The organism is Sphingomonas sp. GW821-FHT10C01, assembly GCF_059415525.1.
The window spans coordinates 314,697-333,700 of record NZ_JBWKNK010000002.1 but is presented as its reverse complement, the minus strand read 5'-3'; the positions used below and the strand labels follow the sequence as shown (position 1 = coordinate 333,700).

The following is a 19,004-nucleotide window of genomic DNA, read 5'->3' as shown; positions in this document are numbered from 1 at the left end:
AGACTCATGAAACTCCTTCGCTTCCACACCGGCTATGCGCTGCTGGCCCTGCTCGTGTTCGCGATCGAGGTGCTGATCGCGCTTTACGTGCGTGACCGGTTCGTGCGCCCATATCTAGGCGACGTTCTTGCCGTCATCTTGGTCTATCTCGGACTGCGCGCGGTGCTAGGGATTGGGGTGGCGGCCGCTGCCATCGCCGCGTTCGCGGTGGCCGTCGCGGTCGAACTGGGCCAGCTCATCGGCATCGTCCATCTGCTTGGCCTGTCCCATAGCCCGGTCGCGCGCACGGTGCTGGGCATGGGGTTCGAAGCATGGGACTTCGTCGCCTACGCAGCGGGCGCAGGCATCTCGATTCTCTCCGAAACGATCATCCGCCGGAGCAGCCCGCCTCGCCGCTAGGACGCAGCCCAGGCGACGCCGACGTACGATACCAGTCATGCAATACCGCTTCGACGTGAGTGCGCGCGTCGCCGTCGCGGGTGAAGCCCCACCAGATCAAACTGCCCTGCCACAACCGCGCCATCTGCCAGCCTAGTTGCTCGGCCTCGTCCCGCCGGTTGGCGAGACGGCGGCCCAACGCCCGCGCGAGGGTCTCACCCCATGCCCGCCCGCGAGCGCGCAGCACCGGGTTGCGGAAATCCTCGCGCAGCAGGAGCAGACCGCCGGTCAGGTCTTCCGCCGCGGTTTCGGCCACGGTTAGCCGCGTCAACAGCGCGATCGCGCCTCCCGGGGTCGCCGGCATCTCGCTATCGGCCCGCGCGGTGGCACGATCGAGCGCATTCCAGGCGTGCAGCAGCACCGCTTCCACCATCGCCTCACGCGAACCGAAGCGCTGGACCAAGGTCGCCGCCGCCAGCCCGGATGCCTTCGACGCCAGGGCGAAGCTGAGCCGATCCGGTCCCGCCGCCTTGAGCGCCGCGAGCAGCGCATCGAGCACCGCTTCGTCCGAAATCGTCTTGCGCCGCCCCATCGAGATTTTATGAACGATCGTTCGTTTATTGACAAGGAGCGAGTCGATGGCACGAATTCTGGGTTACATCGCCACGAGCCTCGACGGGTTCATCGCCACGCCTGACAACGGACTGGACTGGCTGTTCAGCTATGACGGGCTCGATCTGGGCGAGCATGATTATGGCAAGTTCCTGAAGGGCATCCGCACCGTGGTGATGGGGCGTGGCACCTATGACTTCCTCGCGCGCGACAACGGCCCGTGGCCCTATGCAGAGCAACGCGTGCGGGTCGTCACCTCACGACCGATCGACACGCCCAAGGGGCCGCTGGAGACGCGTGGCGATGTCGATGCGCTGATCGCCGAGCTGCGTGCGCTCGACGATGGCGATGTGTGGATGCTGGGCGGCGGGCAGCTGCAGATGACATTCCTCGAACGCGGCGCGCTCGATGCGATCGAGATCTATGTGATGCCGGAGTTGATCGGCGGCGGTAAACCACTGTTCCCGCCGACCGGCTTTGCCGCCTCGCCGCGCCTGCTCTCCGCCAAGGCGCTCGACCGCGGCTGCGTCCGGCTCCACTACAGCTTCGACGGCTAGGCCGCCGCTTCCTCGGCGAACAGCCCCTTCAGATCCTTCTTGAGGATCTTGCCATTGGCATTGCGCGGCAGCGTGTCCTTGGTGAAGCGGATCGCCACCGGCACCTTGAAGCCGGCCAGGCGATCGCGGACCCATTGCTGGAGCTCGGCCTCGCTCGCCTGCTTGCCCGGCGCCAAATGGACCACCGCCACCGGCTCCTCGCCCAGCGTACGGTGGGGGATGCCGATCAGCGCGGCGTCGGTGACCGCCGGATGCGCGTAGAGCACGTCCTCGACCTCCGACGAGTAGATGTTCTCGCCGCCGCGGATGATGATGTCCTTGGCGCGGTCGACGATGAACAGGAAGCCTTCCTCGTCGACCCGGGCGAGATCGCCGGTACGCACCCAGCCGTCGCGGAAGCTTTCGGCGGTCTCGGCGGGCTTGTTCCAATAGCCCTTCACGATCATCGGTCCCTTGGCCCAAAGCTCGCCGACCTCGCCCACGGGCAGCTCGTTCTCGCCCTCGGCATCCATGATCTTGAGCTCGGCCACCGGCACGGGCGGGCCGGCGCTGGTCGGGCGGTTGAGATAGTCCTCGGCCGAATGCTGGGTGACCGTCGCCATGGTCTCGGTCATGCCCCAGCCGTTTCCGGGCAGCGCGCCAAATTCGGTGTAGATGCGCTTGACCAATTCAGGCGCCGAGGGCGCGCCGCCATAGGCGATCATCTCGAGGCTGGAGAGATCGTAATTGGCGCGCGCGGGATGTTCGAGCAGCTGCCAGGCGATGGTCGGCACGCCACCGGTCAGGTTGACCTTCTCGCGCTGGATGATCTCCATCGCCTGCTCGACGTCCCATTTGCGCATGAAGATGGTGGTGTGGCCGGCGAAGACCGCGCCCATCAGGCTGGCCGAACAGGCGGTGACGTGGAACAGCGGGATCACCATCAGGCCGACCTTGGGGCTCAGCTCAGGCGGCATCTCTCCGCGCCGTAGATATGGGCGCGCGCCGCAATAGCCGCTGGAGAGGATGTTGGTGATGAGGTTGCGGTGGGTGCCGAGCGCGCCCTTGGGGTGGCCGGTGGTGCCACTGGTATAGAAGATGGTCGCGTCATCTTCGGGCACCAGCGAGGGTTCGGCGGGCAGCGGCGCATCGGGCAGTTCGGCCCAGTCATTGGGTTTGCCGATCAGATCCTCGAGCTGCCGCACGCCCTCGCCAAGCGGACCGCGCGCGCGGCTGACGACGATGTGCTTGAGATCGGGCAGGCCCGGCAGCGCATCGGCGAGCCGGTCATAGCGCTCGCCATCGGTGAACAGCACCACGCTGCCCGAATCGCGCAGGCCATAGTCGAGCTCGCCGCTGGTCCACCAGGCGTTGAGCGGGACGAGGATCGCACCGATGCTGACCGCGGCGAAGAACACCACCGGCCATTCGGGCAGGTTGCGCATCGCCAGCGCGACGCGGTCGCCCTTCCCCACGCCCATCTCACGCAGCTGCGTGGCGAGCCGGGCGACGGCGCGGAAATTGGCGTCGAAGCTGACGCGCTCATCCTCGTGGATCGTGAAGATGCGGTCGCCGTGCGTCCGCGAGGCCTGGATCAACCAGGCGAGGCTGGGCGGCGCATTCTTCCACACGCGGGTGGAGACGCCGCGAATCTCGACCTCGTCCATTTCGAACTTCTGGCCGGGCGCGGTCATCAGCGCCTGTGCTTGCCCTAGCGTCATCTTCGGCCAGTTGGGGTCGAGCGGGATGATCGGTTCGGCAGCCACAGCACTCTCTCCAGTTTGTTGAATTTCCGGTTTGGCGATTTCACCGCCCCGAATTTCAGGTTATTCTTGATTCATATGCCGCCAAACGCAATAGGGAAGCGACAGGCATGGCAAACCGCCGGAAGCAAGGATTCGAATTAGAGGTATGGACGCCGCCAGCTTCGCACCGCCCGCCATGACGGGCTTCGACGCCGACCGGCTCGGCGCGATCGATGCGTTCATCAAGGCGCGCTATCTCGACACCGGCCTGCTGCCGCACGCGCAGCTGCTGATCGCCCGCGACGGGCGGATCGCGCATTTCAGTCATCAGGGCGCCGCGCGCGAAAATGGCGCACCGGTCGACGAAGCCTCGATCTTCCGCATCGCATCGATGACCAAGCCGGTCACCTCGATCGCGTTCATGCAGCTGGTCGAGGAGGGCAAGGTCGCGCTCGACACGCCGGTCCACCATGTCCTGTCCGAGTTGAAGGGAGTCGGCGTCTATAATGGCGGCGGCGGCGGCGTACCGTTCATCACCAGGCCGACCGCAGAACCGATGCGAATGATCGATCTGCTGCGCCACACGTCGGGCCTGACCTACAGCTTCCAGAACCGCAGCAATGTCGATGCGGCTTACCGCGCCGGAAAGATCGAGAACTGGTACGGCAACCTCACCCTCGACGAGTTCGTCGCGGCGCTGGGCAAGCTGCCACTGGAGTTCTCGCCGGGCGAGGCGTGGAATTATTCGGTGTCGACCGACGTGCTCGGCGCGGTGGTCGAGCGCGTCGCGGGCATGCCGCTCGACCGCGTATTCGAGGAACGCATCTTCGCGCCGCTCGGCATGGCCGATACCGGCTTCTGGGTGCCCGAGGACAAGATCGGGCGCCTCACCGATTGCTGGACCCTGATCCAGGGATCGCGCGTCATGTATGACGAGGGCGCAAAGTCGGCATGGAGCCGGCGGCCGACCCTGGTTTCGGGTGGCGGCGGCCTCGTCTCGACATCGCTCGACTATCACCGCTTCGCAACGATGCTGCTGAATGGTGGCACGCTGGATGGGGTGCGGATCATCGGGCGCAAGACGCTCGAGCTGATGACGCAAAACCACCTGCCCGGCGGCGGCGACCTCGCCAGCCTGTCGCGATCCCTGTTCAGCGAGACCAGCAATGCCGGCACCGGCTTTGGCCTGGGCTTCGCGGTCAACCTCAGCCCGGCCAAGTCGATGATCCCCGGATCGGTCGGGGAGTATTATTGGGGCGGAATGTTCTCGACCGCCTTCTTCGTCGATCCGGTCGAACGGATCACGATGGTGTTCATGACCCAGCTTTCGCCGTCGGGCGCCTACCCGGTCCGGCGCGAGCTCAAGACGATGATCTACTCCGCGCTGGCCTGACCGGCGCCCTTTCACACTGGCCTATCACTGGAGAGTTTGATGTCCGTTATCACCACCGAACGTCAGGGCGAGATCCTTGTCATCACCTCGAACAACCCGCCGGTCAACGCGCTTGGCGCGGCGGTGCGGCAGGGGCTGGACGCGGCGATCAAGGAACTGGCGGGCGACGACAGCCTGAAGGCCGCGGTAATCCGTTGCGACGGGCGCACCTTCTTCGCCGGCGCCGACATCACCGAATTCGGCAAGCCGATGCAGGAGCCGTCACTCCCGGTGCTGGTCGACCTGATCGAGGCGAGCGAGAAGCCGGTCGTCGCGGCGGTCCACGGCACAGCCCTTGGCGGCGGGTGCGAGGTCGCGCTGGCGTGCCACTATCGCATTGCCGTGCCCTCGGCGAAGTTCGGACTGCCCGAGGTCAAGCTCGGCATCCTGCCCGGCGCGGGCGGCACGCAGCGGCTGCCGCGCGTCGCGGGTGTCGAATTCGCGCTCGAGCTGGCGACCAAGGGCGACCCGGTCTCGGCCAGCGCCGCCAAGGACGCGGGTCTGGTCGACCGTCTGGCCGGTGAGGACAGCCTGACCGCCGACGCGATCGCCTATGCCAACGAAGTCGCCGCCGCGCGGCCCCTGCCCCGCACCAGCGAGCAGCCGGTGACGATCGAGGCGGGCGTGTTCGACGCCTTCCGCAAGACCAACGCCAAGCGGTTCCGCAACATGGATGCTCCGGCCGAGATCATCGCGGTGATCGAGGAGACGGCGGGCAAACCCTATGCCGAGGGCGTGCAGCGCGAGCGCATGGGCTTCATGAAGCTGATCATGGGCGCGCAGAGCGCGGCGTTGCGCCACATCTTCTTCGCCGAGCGCAAGGCCGCGAAGATCGACGACGTACCCGAGGACACCAAGCTGCGCCCGATCAAGCGCGTCGGCGTGATCGGCGCCGGCACCATGGGCGGCGGCATCAGCATGAACTTCCTGTCGGCAGGCATTCCGGTGACGATCGCCGAGATGCAGCAGGAGGCGCTCGACCGCGGCGCGGGCACGATCCGCAAGAATTACGAGGCGACCGCCGCCAAGGGCCGGATGACCGCCGAGCAGGTCGAGGGCGCGATGGGGCTGCTCAAGCCCACGCTCGACCTGAACGACCTCGCCGAATGCGACCTCATCATCGAGGCCGTGTACGAGAATATGGACGTCAAGAAGGACATCTTCGGCAAGCTCGACAAGATCGCCAAGCCGGGCGCGATCCTGGCGTCCAACACCAGCTACCTCAGCATCGACGAGATCGCGGCGGCGACCAGCCGTCCGGGCGATGTGGTCGGCATGCACTTCTTCTCGCCCGCCAATATCATGAAGCTGCTTGAAGTCGTGCGCGGCGCCAAGACCGACAAGGACGTGCTGGCGACGGTCATGGACCTGGCCAAGAAGATCAAGAAGGTCGCTGTCGTGGCGGGCGTTTGCTACGGCTTCATCGGCAACCGCATGCTGATCCCGCGTCAGATGGAGGCGATGAAGCTGCTCCACGAGGGCGCGACGCCGATGCAGGTCGACAAGGTCCATGTCGAGTTCGGCATGCCGATGGGCCCGTTCCAGATGAGCGATCTGGCCGGCGTCGACATCGGCTGGCACCGCGACCCGACCCGGATCGAGAATATCCGCGACGCGCTCGCCGCCGAGAACCGCTGGGGCCAGAAGACCAAGGCCGGCTTCTACGACTATGACGACAAGCGCAATCCGTCGCCGTCGCCGCGCGTCGCCGAGATCATCGAGGAGTTCCGCACCAAGACCGGCACCCCGCAGCATGAGGTGACCGACGAGGAGATCATGGAGCGCACTTTCTACACGATGGTGAACGAGGGTGCGAAGATCCTGGAAGAGGGTATGGCCCAGCGCGCGTCGGACATCGATGTCGTGTGGATCTATGGCTATGGCTGGCCTCCCTATCGCGGCGGCCCGATGTTCTGGGCCGATCAGGTGGGCCTCAAGACCATCGTCGCGGGGCTGGAGAAGCACGGCTTCGAGATTTCCAAGCTGCTCCGCGACAAGGCCGAGAGCGGCGGGAAGTTCAATGGCTGACCTGGCTGTCCCGGCACCGCATCGGGCAACCGATGCATGGGCCGGGACCAGCGCGCTCGGAATCGCCGCGGCCATCGCCGCCGGCGATACCAGCGCGTGCGCGCAATGCGAACTGGCGATCGCGCGGATCGAGGCGGGCGACGGCGATATCAACGCCGTCGTCGTCCGTGACTTCGCGCGGGCGCTGGAGGCGGCCGATCGCGCCGACACCGCCGTCGCGCGCGGCGAGCGCCGGCCGTTCCTGGGCGTGCCGATGACGGTGAAGGAGGCATTCGATGTCACCGGGCTGCCGACCAGCTGGGGCTTCGCCCATGCGGCAAACAACCTCGCCACCAGCGATGCGGTGGTGGTGCAACGGATAAAGGCGGCGGGCGCGATTGTCCTCGGCAAGACCAATGTCGCGGCGGGGCTCGCCGACTGGCAGTCGGACAATCCGGTCTATGGCCGCACGAGCAACCCGCACGACCCCTCGCTGACGGCAGGCGGCTCCTCGGGTGGGTCGGCGGCGGCGCTGGCGGCCGGGTTCGTGCCGATCGAGATTGGATCGGACATCGGCGGATCGATCCGCGTTCCCGCCGCCTTTTGCGGGGTGTGGGGACACAAGCCCAGCTACGAACTGGTCGACGCCTATGGACATCGCTTCCCCGGCAGCGACGGCGCATCCGTGCCGCTCGGCGTGGTCGGGCCGATGGCGCGGGATGCCGCCGATCTGGCCGCGATGCTCGATATCCTTGCCGATACGCCGCTGCCGCGTGCCGGGAGGTTCCTCGATCCCAGCAGTAAGCGGTTGCTATTGATCGACGGCCACCCGGCAGCGCCGACCGATCCCGCGATCCACGCCGCGCTCGAGCGGCTCGATGCCGCGGCGGGCCGCGCGGGTATCCAGTTAGCCCGGTCCAGCGACTTGCTGCCCGACCTCGCCGCGCAGCATCGCGCCTATTGCAAGATGCTGGCGATCACCTTCGCACGTGGCGCGCCCGGGCCGAACGGTCAGGCCGCAAGCCTGTCGGACTGGTTCAATCAGCTCGACGCACAGGTACGTAACCGCCGCGCCTGGGGCCGGCTGTTCGACGAATTCGATGCGGTGGTGACGCCCGCCAACGTCGTCACCGCCTTTCCGCACCGCGACGATCCCTATAACGACCGGCGGCTGACCGTGAACGGGCAGGATACGTCGTATGACGCGCAGCTCGTCTGGGCGGGCATCGCCACCTATCCCGGCCTGCCCGCTACCGCTTTCCCCGCCGGAACCACCGCCGATGGCCTGCCCGTCGGCCTGCAGGTGATCGCCGATTATCGCGACGATCACCGCGCCATCGCGATCGCCGACCTTCTCCACGGAGTGCTGCAATGAGTGAGCTTGAGAGTTTCCGCGCCGAGACGCGCGCCTGGCTGGAGGCGAACTGCCCCGCATCGATGCGCGAGCCGGTGCGCGGCGAGAAGGACACGGTGTGGGGCGGCCGCGACCAGTCGGCGCTGACCCCCGACCAGAAGCTGTGGATGGACCGCATGGCCGAGCGCGGCTGGACCGTGCCCGACTGGCCCAAGGCCTATGGCGGCGGCGGGCTCTCCCCGGCCGAGAGCAAGATTCTGCGCGAGGAGATGCGCGCGCTCGGCTGCCGCAATCCGCTGAGCAGCTTCGGCATCTCGATGCTCGGCCCGGCGCTGCTCAAATACGGCAACGAGGAACAGAAGCTCGAGCATCTGACCAGGATCGCGCGCGGCGAGATCCGCTGGTGCCAGGGCTATTCCGAGCCGAACGCCGGCAGCGACCTCGCCGCGCTCGCGACCAGCGCCGAGGACATGGGCGACCATTATCTCGTCAACGGCCAGAAGGTATGGACCAGCTATGCCGACAAGGCCGACTGGATCTTCTGCCTCGTCCGCACCGACAAGAGCGTCAAGCAGGCCGGGATCAGCTTCCTGCTGTTCGACATGGCCTCGCCCGGCGTGTCCACCAAGCCGATCCTGTTGATCAGCGGCTACTCCCCCTTCTGCGAGACCTTCTTCGACGATGTGAAGGTGCCCAAGGCCAATCTGGTGGGCGAGCTCAACAAGGGCTGGGACGTCGCGAAATATCTGCTGGGTCACGAGCGCGAGATGATCAGCGGCATGGGACTCGGCCTGTCGAGCGGCGGTACGCTGATCGGCAATGCGGTGGCGCGGATGGGGCTGGACGACGACGGCCGCCTCGCCGATCCGCTGCTGCGCGGACAGATCGCGCTGCACGAGGTGCGTGCGCGCGCCTTCGCGGCGATGTCGGAGCGCTTCCTCGATGAACTCAAGGCCAGCCGTGCGCATCCCGCCCAGCCGAGCATGATGAAGTACTACGGCACCGAGCTGAACAAGGCGCGGCACGAGCTGGAGATGGCGGCGGGCGGGTCGGACTCGCTCGAATGGGAGAGCGCGGCATCGAACAACGGCGCCGCGCCGCGCGCCTGGCTGCGCACCAAGGCCAATTCGATCGAGGGCGGGACCAGCGAGGTCCAGCTCAACATCATCGCCAAGCGGATTCTGGAACTGCCGGGCGGCTGAACCGAACACCGTCACCCTGGTCCTGTGCCGGGGTCCACTTCTCCACTTGCGCTGCCGGCGCGGTGGATCCCGGCACAAGGCCGGGATGACGAAGGAAGAAATCGATGCCTCTCTACCTCAACGACGAACAGACGATGCTCCGCGATGCTGCGCAGCAATTTGTGGGCGAAGCCGCCCCGGTCGGCCATATGCGTGGGCTGCGTGACGCTAACGACGCCACCGGCTTCAGCCGCGACCTGTGGAAGCAGTTCGCCGAGATGGGCTTTACCGGCATCCTGATCCCGGAGGCCGATGGCGGCCTGGGCCTTGGCCATGTCGAGGCGGGTGTGGTGCTGGAGGAGATCGGCCGCAACCTCTCCCCCTCCCCGTTCCTGACCACGGCGATCGCGGCGGTCGAAGCACTCAAGGGCAGCGCCCAGCGCGAACGCTGGTTCCCCGGCATCCTCGCCGGCGAGACCGTCGCCGCGCTGGCGATCGACGAGCGCGGCAAGCATGGCCGCGCGGTCGCCATGAAGGCCGAGCGTTCGGGCAATGGCTTCAAGCTTTCCGGCGCCAAGCAGTTCGTCACCCACGGCCATGTCGCCGACCTGCTGATCGTCGCCGCGCGCACCGCCGGGTCGTCTGAAGACGATGCCGGCGTCACCCTGTTCGCGGTGCAAAAGGATGCAGCCGGCCTCACCGCCGATCCGCAGCGGCTGGCCGATTCCAGCCTCGCCTCGCGCCTGACCTTCGAGGGCGTCGAAGTCGATGCCGATGCGGTGATCGGCGAGGTCGATGGCGGTCGTTCGATGCTGAACGCATTGCTCGCGGCCGGGCGTACCGGCGCCGCGGCGGAATCGCTCGGCGTCGGTGGCGGGGCGATGGACCTGACCGTCCAGTATCTCAAGGAACGCAAGCAGTTCGGCACGCTGATCGGCAGCTTCCAGGCGCTGCAGCATCGCGCCGCCCATCTCTACACCGAGCTGGAAGTCGCGCGCGCGGCGGTGCTCAAGGCACAGCAACTGCTCGACGCGGGCGATGCCAAGGCAGACGAGGCCGTCTCGGTCGCCAAGGCGATGGCGGGGCTTGCCTCGACGCTCGCGGTGCAGGAAGGGGTGCAGATGCATGGCGGCATCGGCATGACCGACGAGTTCGACATCGGCTTCTACATGAAGCGCGGCCGCGTGCTGGCGGAAATGTTCGGCGACGCCAATTTCCATGCCGACCAGCTGGCGAGGGCAAGCGGCTACTGATGGCGGATGAAGTCAAACCCCGGCGCACCGACGCGGAGATCGTCCAGGAGCTGCTGACGCTGCTCGACGTCGAGGAGCTCGATGCCGATCTCTATCGTGGCCACCGCCAGCCGGGCGGGCGCGGGCGCGTGTTCGGCGGGCAGGTGATCGCGCAGGGGCTTCAGGCCGCGCAGCGCTCGGTCGAGGACAAGGTCGCGCACTCGCTCCACGCCTATTTCATGCGGCCGGGCAACGAGGATCACCCGATCACCTATCGCGTGGTGCGCGATTTCGACGGGGGCAGCTTCGCCAACCGCCGGGTGATCGCGATGCAGCGCGGCGTGCCGATCCTCAACATGACCGCGTCGTTCCAGCGTGCCGAGGAAGGGCTGCATCATCAGGACGCGATGCCCGATGTGCCGCCGCCGGAGGGGCTTCGTTCCGAACAGGAATTGCGCCGCGAGAAGATCGACGAGATCCCGGAGGGGATGCGCCCCTTCTTCCTGCGCCGCCGCCCGATCGAGATCCGCCCGGTTGCCCCACGCGACTGGATCAACCCGGAGAAGGCGCCGCCGATCTGGTATAGCTGGTTCCGCGCGATCGCGCCGTTGCCCGACGATCCGGCGACGCACCGCGCGGTGCTGTCTTACGCCTCGGACATGTCGCTGCTCGGCACTGCCTTACTGCCGCATGGCGTGACCTGGCTGACCGGCAATCTCCAGACCGCCAGCCTCGATCATGCGGTGTGGCTGCACGAGCCGTTCCGTGCGGACGATTGGCTGCTCTACGCCACCGACAGCCCCTGGGCCGGGCACGCTCGCGGGTTCAACCGCGGCAAGATCTTCACCCGGGACGGGCGGCTGGTGGCGAGCACCGCACAGGAAGGGCTGATGCGGCTGCGGGGCTAGGACGGGGGCCGCCCGCCACTGAGCGGACGCTCAATCGGTCGTCGTGTCGTCATCCCACCCAAGCCGGAACGCGAAGCGGGCGACGCAGCCCGTCAGGCCGTTCCCCGCTTCAGGCACGGGCGCCGCCGTGCGCTCGATAACCCGCTTCGCCTGCTCGCCAAAGGCGGCGGAGGGTTCGGCGGCCAATACCCTGACATTGCCGATCGCCCCCCATGGCGCGACATCATAGCCGATAATCGCGGCTCCCTCGATCGAGCGGCGCACGAACGGCATGGGGAAGTCGCTCCGCGACACGCGCGCGACACGCGGAGGGACCGGCGGGCAGGTTGCATTGGCGGGCCGGAAGCTGTCCTTGGACGGCAGTGGCGGCGCCGGTATCGGCGTGCTTTGCTGGCGGTGATAGGAGTAGCTGCAGCCCTTGCGCGCGCCGGGTACGAAGCGAGAATCAGCGACCGCCTTGATCGCTGCGCGGTCCAGCGCTGCATTGCCGTCACTTGTCCGGATCCGCACGTTGCGCGGCTTGCCGCCGGTATCGATGTCGAAGCCGACCATTGCATAGCTGCTTGAGCCCGGGGCCTCCGGAATGCGATCGAAATCAGGATAGGCGCGCAGACGTACGGCTGGAGAGCCGGTCCTAGCGCAATCGCCATCGTCGGCGCGCAACCGCTCCCGCAACGCGGCTTCGGCGGGCTGAGTCGCATGCGGCAGCGCGAACGCCCGGTGCACGAGCGCGGCAGGTGCGGTGGCAATGGGCTCTGCTTCGAGCGCGAAACTGACGGTGCAGCCGCTGCGGGTCGCACCGGGCGCGAACCGCCACGCCGCCAACGCCGGCGCCAGATCGCTCATGTCCGCATAGAAATATCCATCGGACTTCGGGGATCCGATCGACAAGGGACGACCGGTCTCATCGATCCGGAAGTCGAGCGTGACCCGCGCCGGCATTCCGGCCAGCGCATAGATTGCTGCGGGCACCGGCCGAACGGAGAAGCGCGGCGTCACCGGCGTGCCGTCGCACCGGATTTCGGCAGGCACGAAATCGACAAGCACGGGGCTACGCGCCACCGATGGTGAGACCCTGGCGGGCGGCGCGGGAATGACGGGCGCGGGATCAACCTGTGGGTTCGCCGCACCGACCAAGAGCATCAACGATGTGATCATCGCTTCAGCTTCGCGCAGCTCTATTGCACGCGCAAGGCAGATGTGCGGATCAAACCGCCGTCTTGCCGTATTCCTGACGGGTTACCGGGTGGCTCGACGACAGGCCGCCGTCCACCGCCAGCGCCTGTCCGTTGACATAGCTCGCATCGTCCGAGGCGAGGAACAGGGCCGCGCGCGCCAGCTCCTCGGCCTGCGCCCCACGGCGCAACGGGTTGAGCCGGCCGATCCGGTCGGTCTTGCCCGCTTCGCGCGCATAGTCGAAGGTCGGCTTGGTCATACCGGTCTCGGTCAGTCCCGGGCACAACGCGTTGACGCGCACATTCGACCCCGACAATTGCTGCGCAGCAACCGCCGCCAGATTGATCACTCCCGCCTTGGACGCCGAATAGGCCGGACTGCCCGCGCCGGATCGGATGCCCGCGACGCTGGCGGTGAGCACGATCGCTCCGCCGCCCCGCTCGGCGATCTTCGGCGCACCGTGCTTGATCGCCAGCAGCGGACCGATCAGATTGACCCGCAGCACCTCCGCGATCAGCTCGGGCGTGGTGTCGAAGATATTGGCCATGCCGCCCGAGATGCCGGCATTGGCGAAGAGGATGTCGAGCCCGCCATATTCGGTGACCGCGAGATCAACCGTGGCGATCACGTCCGGCTCGCTGCCCGCGTCCATGCGGATCGCCTTGGCCGTGCCGCCCGCTTCCGCGATCAAGGTTACGGTCTCGTCGGCGCCCTCGGTCTTGTCGGCGACGATCACCTTGCCGCCCTCGGCCGCGAACAGGATCGCGGCGGCGCGGCCGATGCCACTACCCGCACCGGTGACGATGATCGACTTGCCCGCAAAGCGGGCCATCAGATCGTCACCCCGCCATCCACAACCATCGCCTGGCCGGTCATGTACCGGCCGGCGGGCGAAGCGAGATAGACCACCGCGCCCGCAATATCCTCGGGATCGCCCAGCCGGCGCAGCGGGGTGCCCTTGTTCACGCGTGCCTCCGCCGCAGGGTCCTCCCATAGAGCGCGCGCGAAGTCGGTCTTGATCAAGCCCGGCGCGATGCAGTTCACGCGGACATTGTCGGGTCCGTATTCGACCGCATAGTTGCGCGCGAGCTGGAAGTCGGCGGCCTTGGACACGTTGTACGCGCCGATCACCGGCGATCCACGCAGGCCCCCGATTGAAGAGATGATGACGATCGCGCCATCGCGCCGTTCGCGCATCTCGGGCGCGGCCATCTGGATCAGCCAGTGGTTGGAGACGATGTTGTTGTCGAGGATCTTGCGGAACTGATCGTCGGCGATGTCGGCAAGCGGCCCGTAATAGGGGTTGGACGCAGCGTTGCAGACAAGGATGTCGATCCGGCCGAACGCCCGGCGCGTCTCGTCCACCAGATGCTGCAGCGCCGCCTTGTCCGAGATACTCGCCGCGACCGCGATCGCGGTGCCCGCTCCGTGCTTCGCGTTGATCGCGGCGGCGACCTCGTCGCATGCATCCTGCTTGCGGCTCGATATCACGACCTTCGCGCCGTGATCGGCGAGCGCCTCGGCCGATGCCTTGCCGATCCCGCGCGAGCTACCGGTGACGATCGCGACCTTCCCGGTCAGGTCGAACAGCTTCATTGTCCTATGCTCCCGCTTTCCGCGCGAAATCCCATGCGCTCGCCGCCAGCCCCGGCACCCGCGCGGCCGTTTCCTCGGCATGCGCATTGCTGGCATTGCCGTCGAGCAGCCGCTTCTTGATCCCCTGGACGATACTCATCAGGCGGAAAGTGCCGAAGGCGAAATACCAGTTGAGGTCGGGAATGCCGTCGCGCCCGGTCGCAGCGCAGTAACGCTCGACCATCGCATCGACGGTCGGAATGCCGGTCTCCGGTCCGGTGATCCCGGCGATCCCCGACGCGCCATTGGCGGGCACGAACCAGTTCATCAGCAGATAGGAGAAGTCCGCCATCGGATCGCCAAGGGTCGACAACTCCCAGTCGAGCACCGCCTTCACATATGGGGCATCCGCGTCGAAGATCATATTGTCGATGCGATAGTCGCCATGGACGATGCTGGTGCGCGTCTGCGGCGGCAGCGTGCGCGGGAGCCATTCGATCAGCTTCTCGACATCGGGCAGATCGTCGGTCTGGGCGAGCCGATACTGCTTGGTCCAGCGCCCAACCTGCCGCTCGAAATAGCTGCCGGGCTTGCCGTACTCGCCCAGGCCGGCGGCGGCGTAGTCGGTATTGTGCAACTGGGCGAGCCGGTCACAGATCTCGAAATAGATCCCGCTACGCTGTTCCGGCGTCATCCCGGGCAACGCGCCGTCCCAATAGGTCACGCCCTCGACCCGCTCCATGATGTAGAAGGCGGAGCCGACCACCGCGTCGTCCTCGCACAACCCATAGGGGCGCGGCACCGGGAAGCCGGTCGGATGAAGTCCGGCGATCAGCCGATACTCGCGATCCACTGCGTGCGCCGAGGGCAACAGCGGCCCGAACGGCTTGCGGCGCAGGACGTACGTGCCGCTCGCCGCGTCGATACGATAGGTCGGGTTGCTCTGCCCACCGGGGAACTTGGCGTAGGTCAACGGGCTTTCGAACCCCGCGACGTTCGCATCCATCCACGCGGTCAGCTTCGCGGTGTCGAGGTCGCTCACCGCCTCCATCGGCTGCCCGCCGCGATGGCCTGCGGGCGCGCTCATGTGAACTCGATCACGGATCGCACGGCATCGCCCTTGCGGAGGTTGTCAAAGGCATGGTTGATGTCCTTCAGCCGGATGCGTTCCGCGACCATCGTGTCGAGATCGAGCAGCCCGTCGAGGTACATCTGCACCAGCCGCGGCAGATCGACCGGGAAGCGCATCGATCCGAGCAGCGAACCTTGCAGCTTCTTGCCCGTCAGGAAGGTGGGACCGGGGATGCTCACCGACTGGCCCGGCGCGATCATGCCCAGGATCGTCGCGGTGCCGCCGCGGCGCAGCAGGTTCCACGCCAGCTCGGCGGTATTGGGCCGCCCGACCGCCTCGATCGCATAATCGACCCCGCCATCGGTCAGCTTGGCGACCTGCTTGACCAGATCGTCGGCCATGGCGTCGAAGACATGGGTCGCGCCCATCTTTCGCGCGATCTCGCGCTTCTCGGGCACAGGATCGATCGCGATGATCTTGCCCGCGCCGGCGATCTTGGCGGCGTTGACCGCCGACAGGCCGATGCCGCCGCAGCCGATCACCGCCACCGTCTCGCCCGGCGTGACCTTGCTGTCGCGGAAGATCGCTCCTGCCCCGGTGATCACCGCGCAGCCGAGGAGCGCCGCGCGGTCGAGCGGCATGTCCTTGCTGATCGCGACACAGGCATTCTCGTGCACCAGCATCTGCTCGGCAAAGGCCGAGAGGTTGAGGAAATGCGCGATCGGAGTGCCGTCGGACAGGCGCAGTTTCGGCTCGGCATCCTTCGGGCGCCGTGTCGAGCTATCGACGCACAGCGACGGTCGCCCGGAGACGCAGAATTCGCACGATCCGCAGAAGACGGTGAAGAAGGTGATGACATGGTCGCCCGGCTTGATCCGCGTCACCTCGCTGCCCACCGCTTCGACCACGCCCGACGCCTCGTGCCCCGGAATGGTCGGCATGACGTGCGGATAGGCGCCATCGACAAAGTGGAGGTCCGACCGGCACACCCCGCACGCCGCGGTGCGGATCAGCACCTCGCGCGGGCCGGGCTTGTCGATCGTGATGTCGTGGATCTCGAGGGGCCGTTTCGCCTCGAACAGGACAGCTGCCTTCACCAAACTCTCCCTTAACGCGCCGCGGCCAGATCGCCGCTCGACGGGCGATCCGCCTTGAAGTCCCCGTATTTGCCGAACTCGGCGCGCGCGATGGCGCGATTGTGCACCTCGTCCGGCCCGTCGGCAAAGCGCAGCGTGCGCATGCTCGCCCAGGCGCTGGCGAGCGGCGTGTCGCCCGACACGCCCGCGCCGCCGAACGCCTGGATCGCATCGTCGAGGATCTGCAGCGTCATGCGCGGCCCCATCGCCTTGATCATCGCGATCTCGCCCTGCGCCGACTTGTTGCCGGCCTTGTCCATCATGTCCGCGGCCTTGAGGCACAACAGGCGCATCATCTCCAGGTTCGACCGCGCCTCGGCCACGCGCTGCTCCCAGATCGAATGGTCGGCGATGCGCTTGCCGAACGCGACGCGGCTCAGCAGCCGCTTGCACATCAGCTCCAGCGCCGCCTCGGCCACACCGATCGACCGCATGCAATGGTGGATACGCCCCGGCCCGAGCCGGCCCTGCGCGATCTCGAACCCGCGCCCTTCGCCGAGCAGGATATTCTCGACCGGCACGCGAACATTCTCGAGCACCACTTCGCCATGGCCATGCGGCGCGTGATCATACCCGAAAACCGAAAGCATACGCTCGATCCTGACGCCCGGCGTGTCCATCGGCACCAGAATCTGGCTCTGCTGCGCGTGGCGCGAGGCGTCGGGGTTGGTCTTGCCCATCACGATGGCGACGGCGCAGCGCGGATCGCCCACGCCCGACGACCACCATTTACGGCCGTTGATGACATAATGGTCACCGTCGCGGACCATCGAGGTCTGGATATTGGTTGCGTCAGACGAGGCGACCTCGGGCTCGGTCATCAGGAATGCCGATCGGATCTCGCCGTTCATCAAGGGCTTCAGCCAGCGATCCTTGTGTTCACGGGTGCCGTAGCGGTGCAACACCTCCATGTTGCCGGTGTCGGGCGCCGAGCAGTTGAATACCTCGCTCGCCCAGCCGGCGCGCCCCATCTCCTCGGCGCACAGCGCGTATTCGAGGTTGGTGAGCTGCGTGCCTTCGAACTCGAAGCTGTCATCGACATGGGTCTGTCCCGAGTGCGGCGGCATGAAGAAATTCCACAGCCCCTGCGCCTTGGCGATGACCTTCAGCTCCTCGATCACCGGGAGCACCTTCCACCGCTCGCCCTCGGCCGTCTGGCGGTAATAGTCGCCGTTGCGCGGCATGACGTGCTGGTCGATGAACCCCTTCACGCGGTCGCGGAAATAGGTTTCGCGCTCGGTCAGCGTGAAGTCCATCATCCTTCTCCTTGGCATCGCTCGTTTCGACTCGAATACGCCATACCCGATTTTCGGTAAAGTGGGACCGGACCCATTTTTCCGTAGCGTATCCACCGCGTGCGGCCCTCCCCGCTTTAGGACTGTTCCTTCGAATCAAAGCTGCTAATCTGGCTGGATGGTAGTCGAAGAGGGGCTCCCCGCCGAAGCGCGGGGCGAGACGAAACGGTTCAAGGCGAAGCGCGACGCGATCCTCGCCGCGGCAGCCGATGTGATCAACGAACAGAGCGCGAAGGGCATGACCTTCGCGGACGTCGCACAGCGCGTGGGGCTCAACACCACCAGCGTCACTTATTATTTCAAGCGCAAGGAAGACCTGGCGGCGGCGGCGTTCGAGGTGACGCTCGACCGCCTCGACGAGATGCTGGACGAGGCGCACAAGGAAGCCACGCCCGAAGCCCGTGTCGCGCGCTACCTCTCGATCAACATGGAGCGACTGGCGCAGATCCATCGCGGCGAGGAAAAGGCGTTCGCGATCCTGTCCGACCTGCGCGCGATGGAAGGCGACCTCAAGGCGGGGTTGTTGAAGCGCTGGCAGAATGTCTTCCGCCGCACGCGCGCGCTATGGGGCGAAGGTCGCACCCGCGCCGAGACCGACCTCTATGGCGGCCGCGCGCATGTGCTTCTCGAAAACACCTTCTGGCTGCCGGTCTGGCTGATCCGCTACGAGCTCAGCGAATATCCGCGCGTCGAGGCGCGGCTGATGGACGTGTTCCGCCACGGCATCGCCGCCAAGGGCGCGGTGTGGGAACCGCGGATGCTCGACCTCGAGCATGACGAGGCCGAACCGGGGCGCGAGGCGTTCCTGCTCGCCGCGACGCGCCTGATCAACGAGCTCGGCTATCGCGGCGCTTCGGTGCAGAAGATCGCGAGCGAGCTCAACGTCACCAAAGGCAGCTTCTACCACCATCTCGACGCCAAGGACGAGCTGGTGATCGAATGCTACAAGCGCAGCTTCGACATCATCGCCGACGCCCAGCGCCTCGCCGAGGAAGGCCCGGGCGACCATTGGCACAAGCTGATCAGTGTCATCGCGACCTTGCTCGACGTCCAGTTCTCCGAACGCGGGCCGCTGCTGCGCACCACGGCATTGTCGGGCCTGCCGCCGCGCGTGCGCACCGCGATGGTCGACCGGTCGAACCGCATCGCGCGCCGCTATGCCGGGATGCTGTCGGACGGCATCGCCGAAGGTTCGATCCGCGCGATCGACCCGCTGGTCGCCAGTCAGGCGATGATGGCGATCCAGAACGCGGCGTTCGACATGCGCAAATGGGCCGGCACCATGGAGCGCGACAAGGCCGTCGCCTTCTATGCCTCGACCATCGTCTTCGGCCTGTTCGACGACCGGGTGCTGGACTTCTGACC

At 66.7% G+C, this 19,004-nt stretch carries 17 protein-coding genes; 9 read left to right on the top strand and 8 right to left on the bottom strand.

The window, feature by feature from the left end; translation table 11 throughout:
• Positions 1-6: 6 nt before the first annotated feature.
• The gene (locus AC07M1_RS13640) at positions 7-399 is read left to right on the top strand and encodes a ribosomal maturation YjgA family protein (RefSeq protein ID WP_495163163.1); all 393 of its coding nucleotides are present in this window, start codon (positions 7-9) and stop codon (positions 397-399) included.
• Here AC07M1_RS13640 and AC07M1_RS13635 read toward each other — a convergent pair.
• Positions 368-970, bottom strand: a complete 603-nt coding sequence (locus tag AC07M1_RS13635; protein WP_495163162.1) for a TetR/AcrR family transcriptional regulator — start codon at positions 968-970, stop codon at positions 368-370. The genes AC07M1_RS13640 and AC07M1_RS13635 overlap by 32 nt on opposite strands.
• Positions 971-1,016: 46 nt before the next feature.
• Between AC07M1_RS13635 and AC07M1_RS13630 the strand changes: the two genes are divergently transcribed.
• Complete coding sequence (locus AC07M1_RS13630; RefSeq protein WP_495163161.1) at positions 1,017-1,547, top strand: dihydrofolate reductase family protein; 531 nt, start codon at positions 1,017-1,019, stop codon at positions 1,545-1,547.
• Here AC07M1_RS13630 and AC07M1_RS13625 read toward each other — a convergent pair.
• The gene (locus AC07M1_RS13625) at positions 1,544-3,247 is read right to left on the bottom strand and encodes a class I adenylate-forming enzyme family protein (protein WP_495163252.1); all 1,704 of its coding nucleotides are present in this window, start codon (positions 3,245-3,247) and stop codon (positions 1,544-1,546) included. The two genes, AC07M1_RS13630 and AC07M1_RS13625, sit on opposite strands and share 4 nt — an antisense overlap.
• 190 nt (positions 3,248-3,437) lie before the next feature.
• Here AC07M1_RS13625 and AC07M1_RS13620 point away from each other — a divergent pair, with 190 nt between their 5' ends.
• The 6 genes from AC07M1_RS13620 to AC07M1_RS13595 all read left to right on the top strand — a co-directional run bounded on the left by AC07M1_RS13620 (position 3,438) and on the right by AC07M1_RS13595 (position 11,385).
• Positions 3,438-4,664 carry a serine hydrolase domain-containing protein gene (locus AC07M1_RS13620; RefSeq protein ID WP_495163160.1) on the top strand — a complete coding sequence of 409 codons (1,227 nt, stop codon included), beginning with the start codon at positions 3,438-3,440 and terminating at the stop codon, positions 4,662-4,664.
• A 39-nt stretch (positions 4,665-4,703) separates the two neighbouring features.
• Positions 4,704-6,731, top strand: coding sequence for a 3-hydroxyacyl-CoA dehydrogenase NAD-binding domain-containing protein (locus AC07M1_RS13615; RefSeq protein WP_495163159.1), 2,028 nt, complete (start codon positions 4,704-4,706; stop codon positions 6,729-6,731).
• Positions 6,724-8,085, top strand: coding sequence for an amidase family protein (locus tag AC07M1_RS13610; RefSeq protein ID WP_495163158.1), 1,362 nt, complete (start codon positions 6,724-6,726; stop codon positions 8,083-8,085). Before AC07M1_RS13615 ends, AC07M1_RS13610 begins: the two co-directional genes overlap by 8 nt.
• Entirely contained in the window at positions 8,082-9,266 is a 1,185-nt protein-coding gene (locus tag AC07M1_RS13605; RefSeq protein WP_495163157.1) for an acyl-CoA dehydrogenase family protein, read from the top strand. The genes AC07M1_RS13610 and AC07M1_RS13605 overlap by 4 nt, the downstream gene beginning before the upstream one ends.
• Positions 9,267-9,370: 104 nt before the next feature.
• Positions 9,371-10,498: an acyl-CoA dehydrogenase family protein gene (locus AC07M1_RS13600; protein ID WP_495163156.1), complete on the top strand. Its 1,128-nt coding sequence runs from the start codon at positions 9,371-9,373 to the stop codon at positions 10,496-10,498.
• The gene (locus AC07M1_RS13595; protein ID WP_495163155.1) at positions 10,498-11,385 is read left to right on the top strand and encodes an acyl-CoA thioesterase; all 888 of its coding nucleotides are present in this window, start codon (positions 10,498-10,500) and stop codon (positions 11,383-11,385) included. The genes AC07M1_RS13600 and AC07M1_RS13595 overlap by 1 nt, the downstream gene beginning before the upstream one ends.
• Positions 11,386-11,415: 30 nt before the next feature.
• Here the strand turns inward: AC07M1_RS13595 and AC07M1_RS13590 are convergent, their stop codons facing one another.
• From AC07M1_RS13590 to AC07M1_RS13565, 6 genes are read right to left on the bottom strand one after another with little or no spacing between them, the layout of a single operon-like run.
• Positions 11,416-12,543: an energy transducer TonB gene (locus AC07M1_RS13590; protein ID WP_495163154.1), complete on the bottom strand. Its 1,128-nt coding sequence runs from the start codon at positions 12,541-12,543 to the stop codon at positions 11,416-11,418.
• 49 nt (positions 12,544-12,592) lie between these two features.
• Positions 12,593-13,393, bottom strand: a complete 801-nt coding sequence (locus AC07M1_RS13585) for an SDR family NAD(P)-dependent oxidoreductase (RefSeq protein ID WP_495163153.1) — start codon at positions 13,391-13,393, stop codon at positions 12,593-12,595.
• Positions 13,393-14,157: an SDR family oxidoreductase gene (locus AC07M1_RS13580; RefSeq protein ID WP_495163152.1), complete on the bottom strand. Its 765-nt coding sequence runs from the start codon at positions 14,155-14,157 to the stop codon at positions 13,393-13,395. Before AC07M1_RS13580 ends, AC07M1_RS13585 begins: the two co-directional genes overlap by 1 nt.
• Before the next feature lie 4 nt (positions 14,158-14,161).
• Positions 14,162-15,223, bottom strand: a complete 1,062-nt coding sequence (locus tag AC07M1_RS13575; protein WP_495163151.1) for a phosphotransferase family protein — start codon at positions 15,221-15,223, stop codon at positions 14,162-14,164.
• Entirely contained in the window at positions 15,220-16,305 is a 1,086-nt protein-coding gene (locus AC07M1_RS13570; RefSeq protein WP_495163150.1) for a Zn-dependent alcohol dehydrogenase, read from the bottom strand. The genes AC07M1_RS13575 and AC07M1_RS13570 overlap by 4 nt, the downstream gene beginning before the upstream one ends.
• 11 nt (positions 16,306-16,316) lie before the next feature.
• Positions 16,317-17,600, bottom strand: a complete 1,284-nt coding sequence (locus tag AC07M1_RS13565) for an acyl-CoA dehydrogenase family protein (protein ID WP_495163149.1) — start codon at positions 17,598-17,600, stop codon at positions 16,317-16,319.
• 157 nt (positions 17,601-17,757) lie between these two features.
• On the opposite strand from AC07M1_RS13565, the gene AC07M1_RS13560 reads away from it, so the two are divergent.
• Positions 17,758-19,002, top strand: coding sequence for a TetR/AcrR family transcriptional regulator (locus tag AC07M1_RS13560; RefSeq protein WP_495163148.1), 1,245 nt, complete (start codon positions 17,758-17,760; stop codon positions 19,000-19,002).
• Positions 19,003-19,004 lie beyond the last annotated feature (2 nt).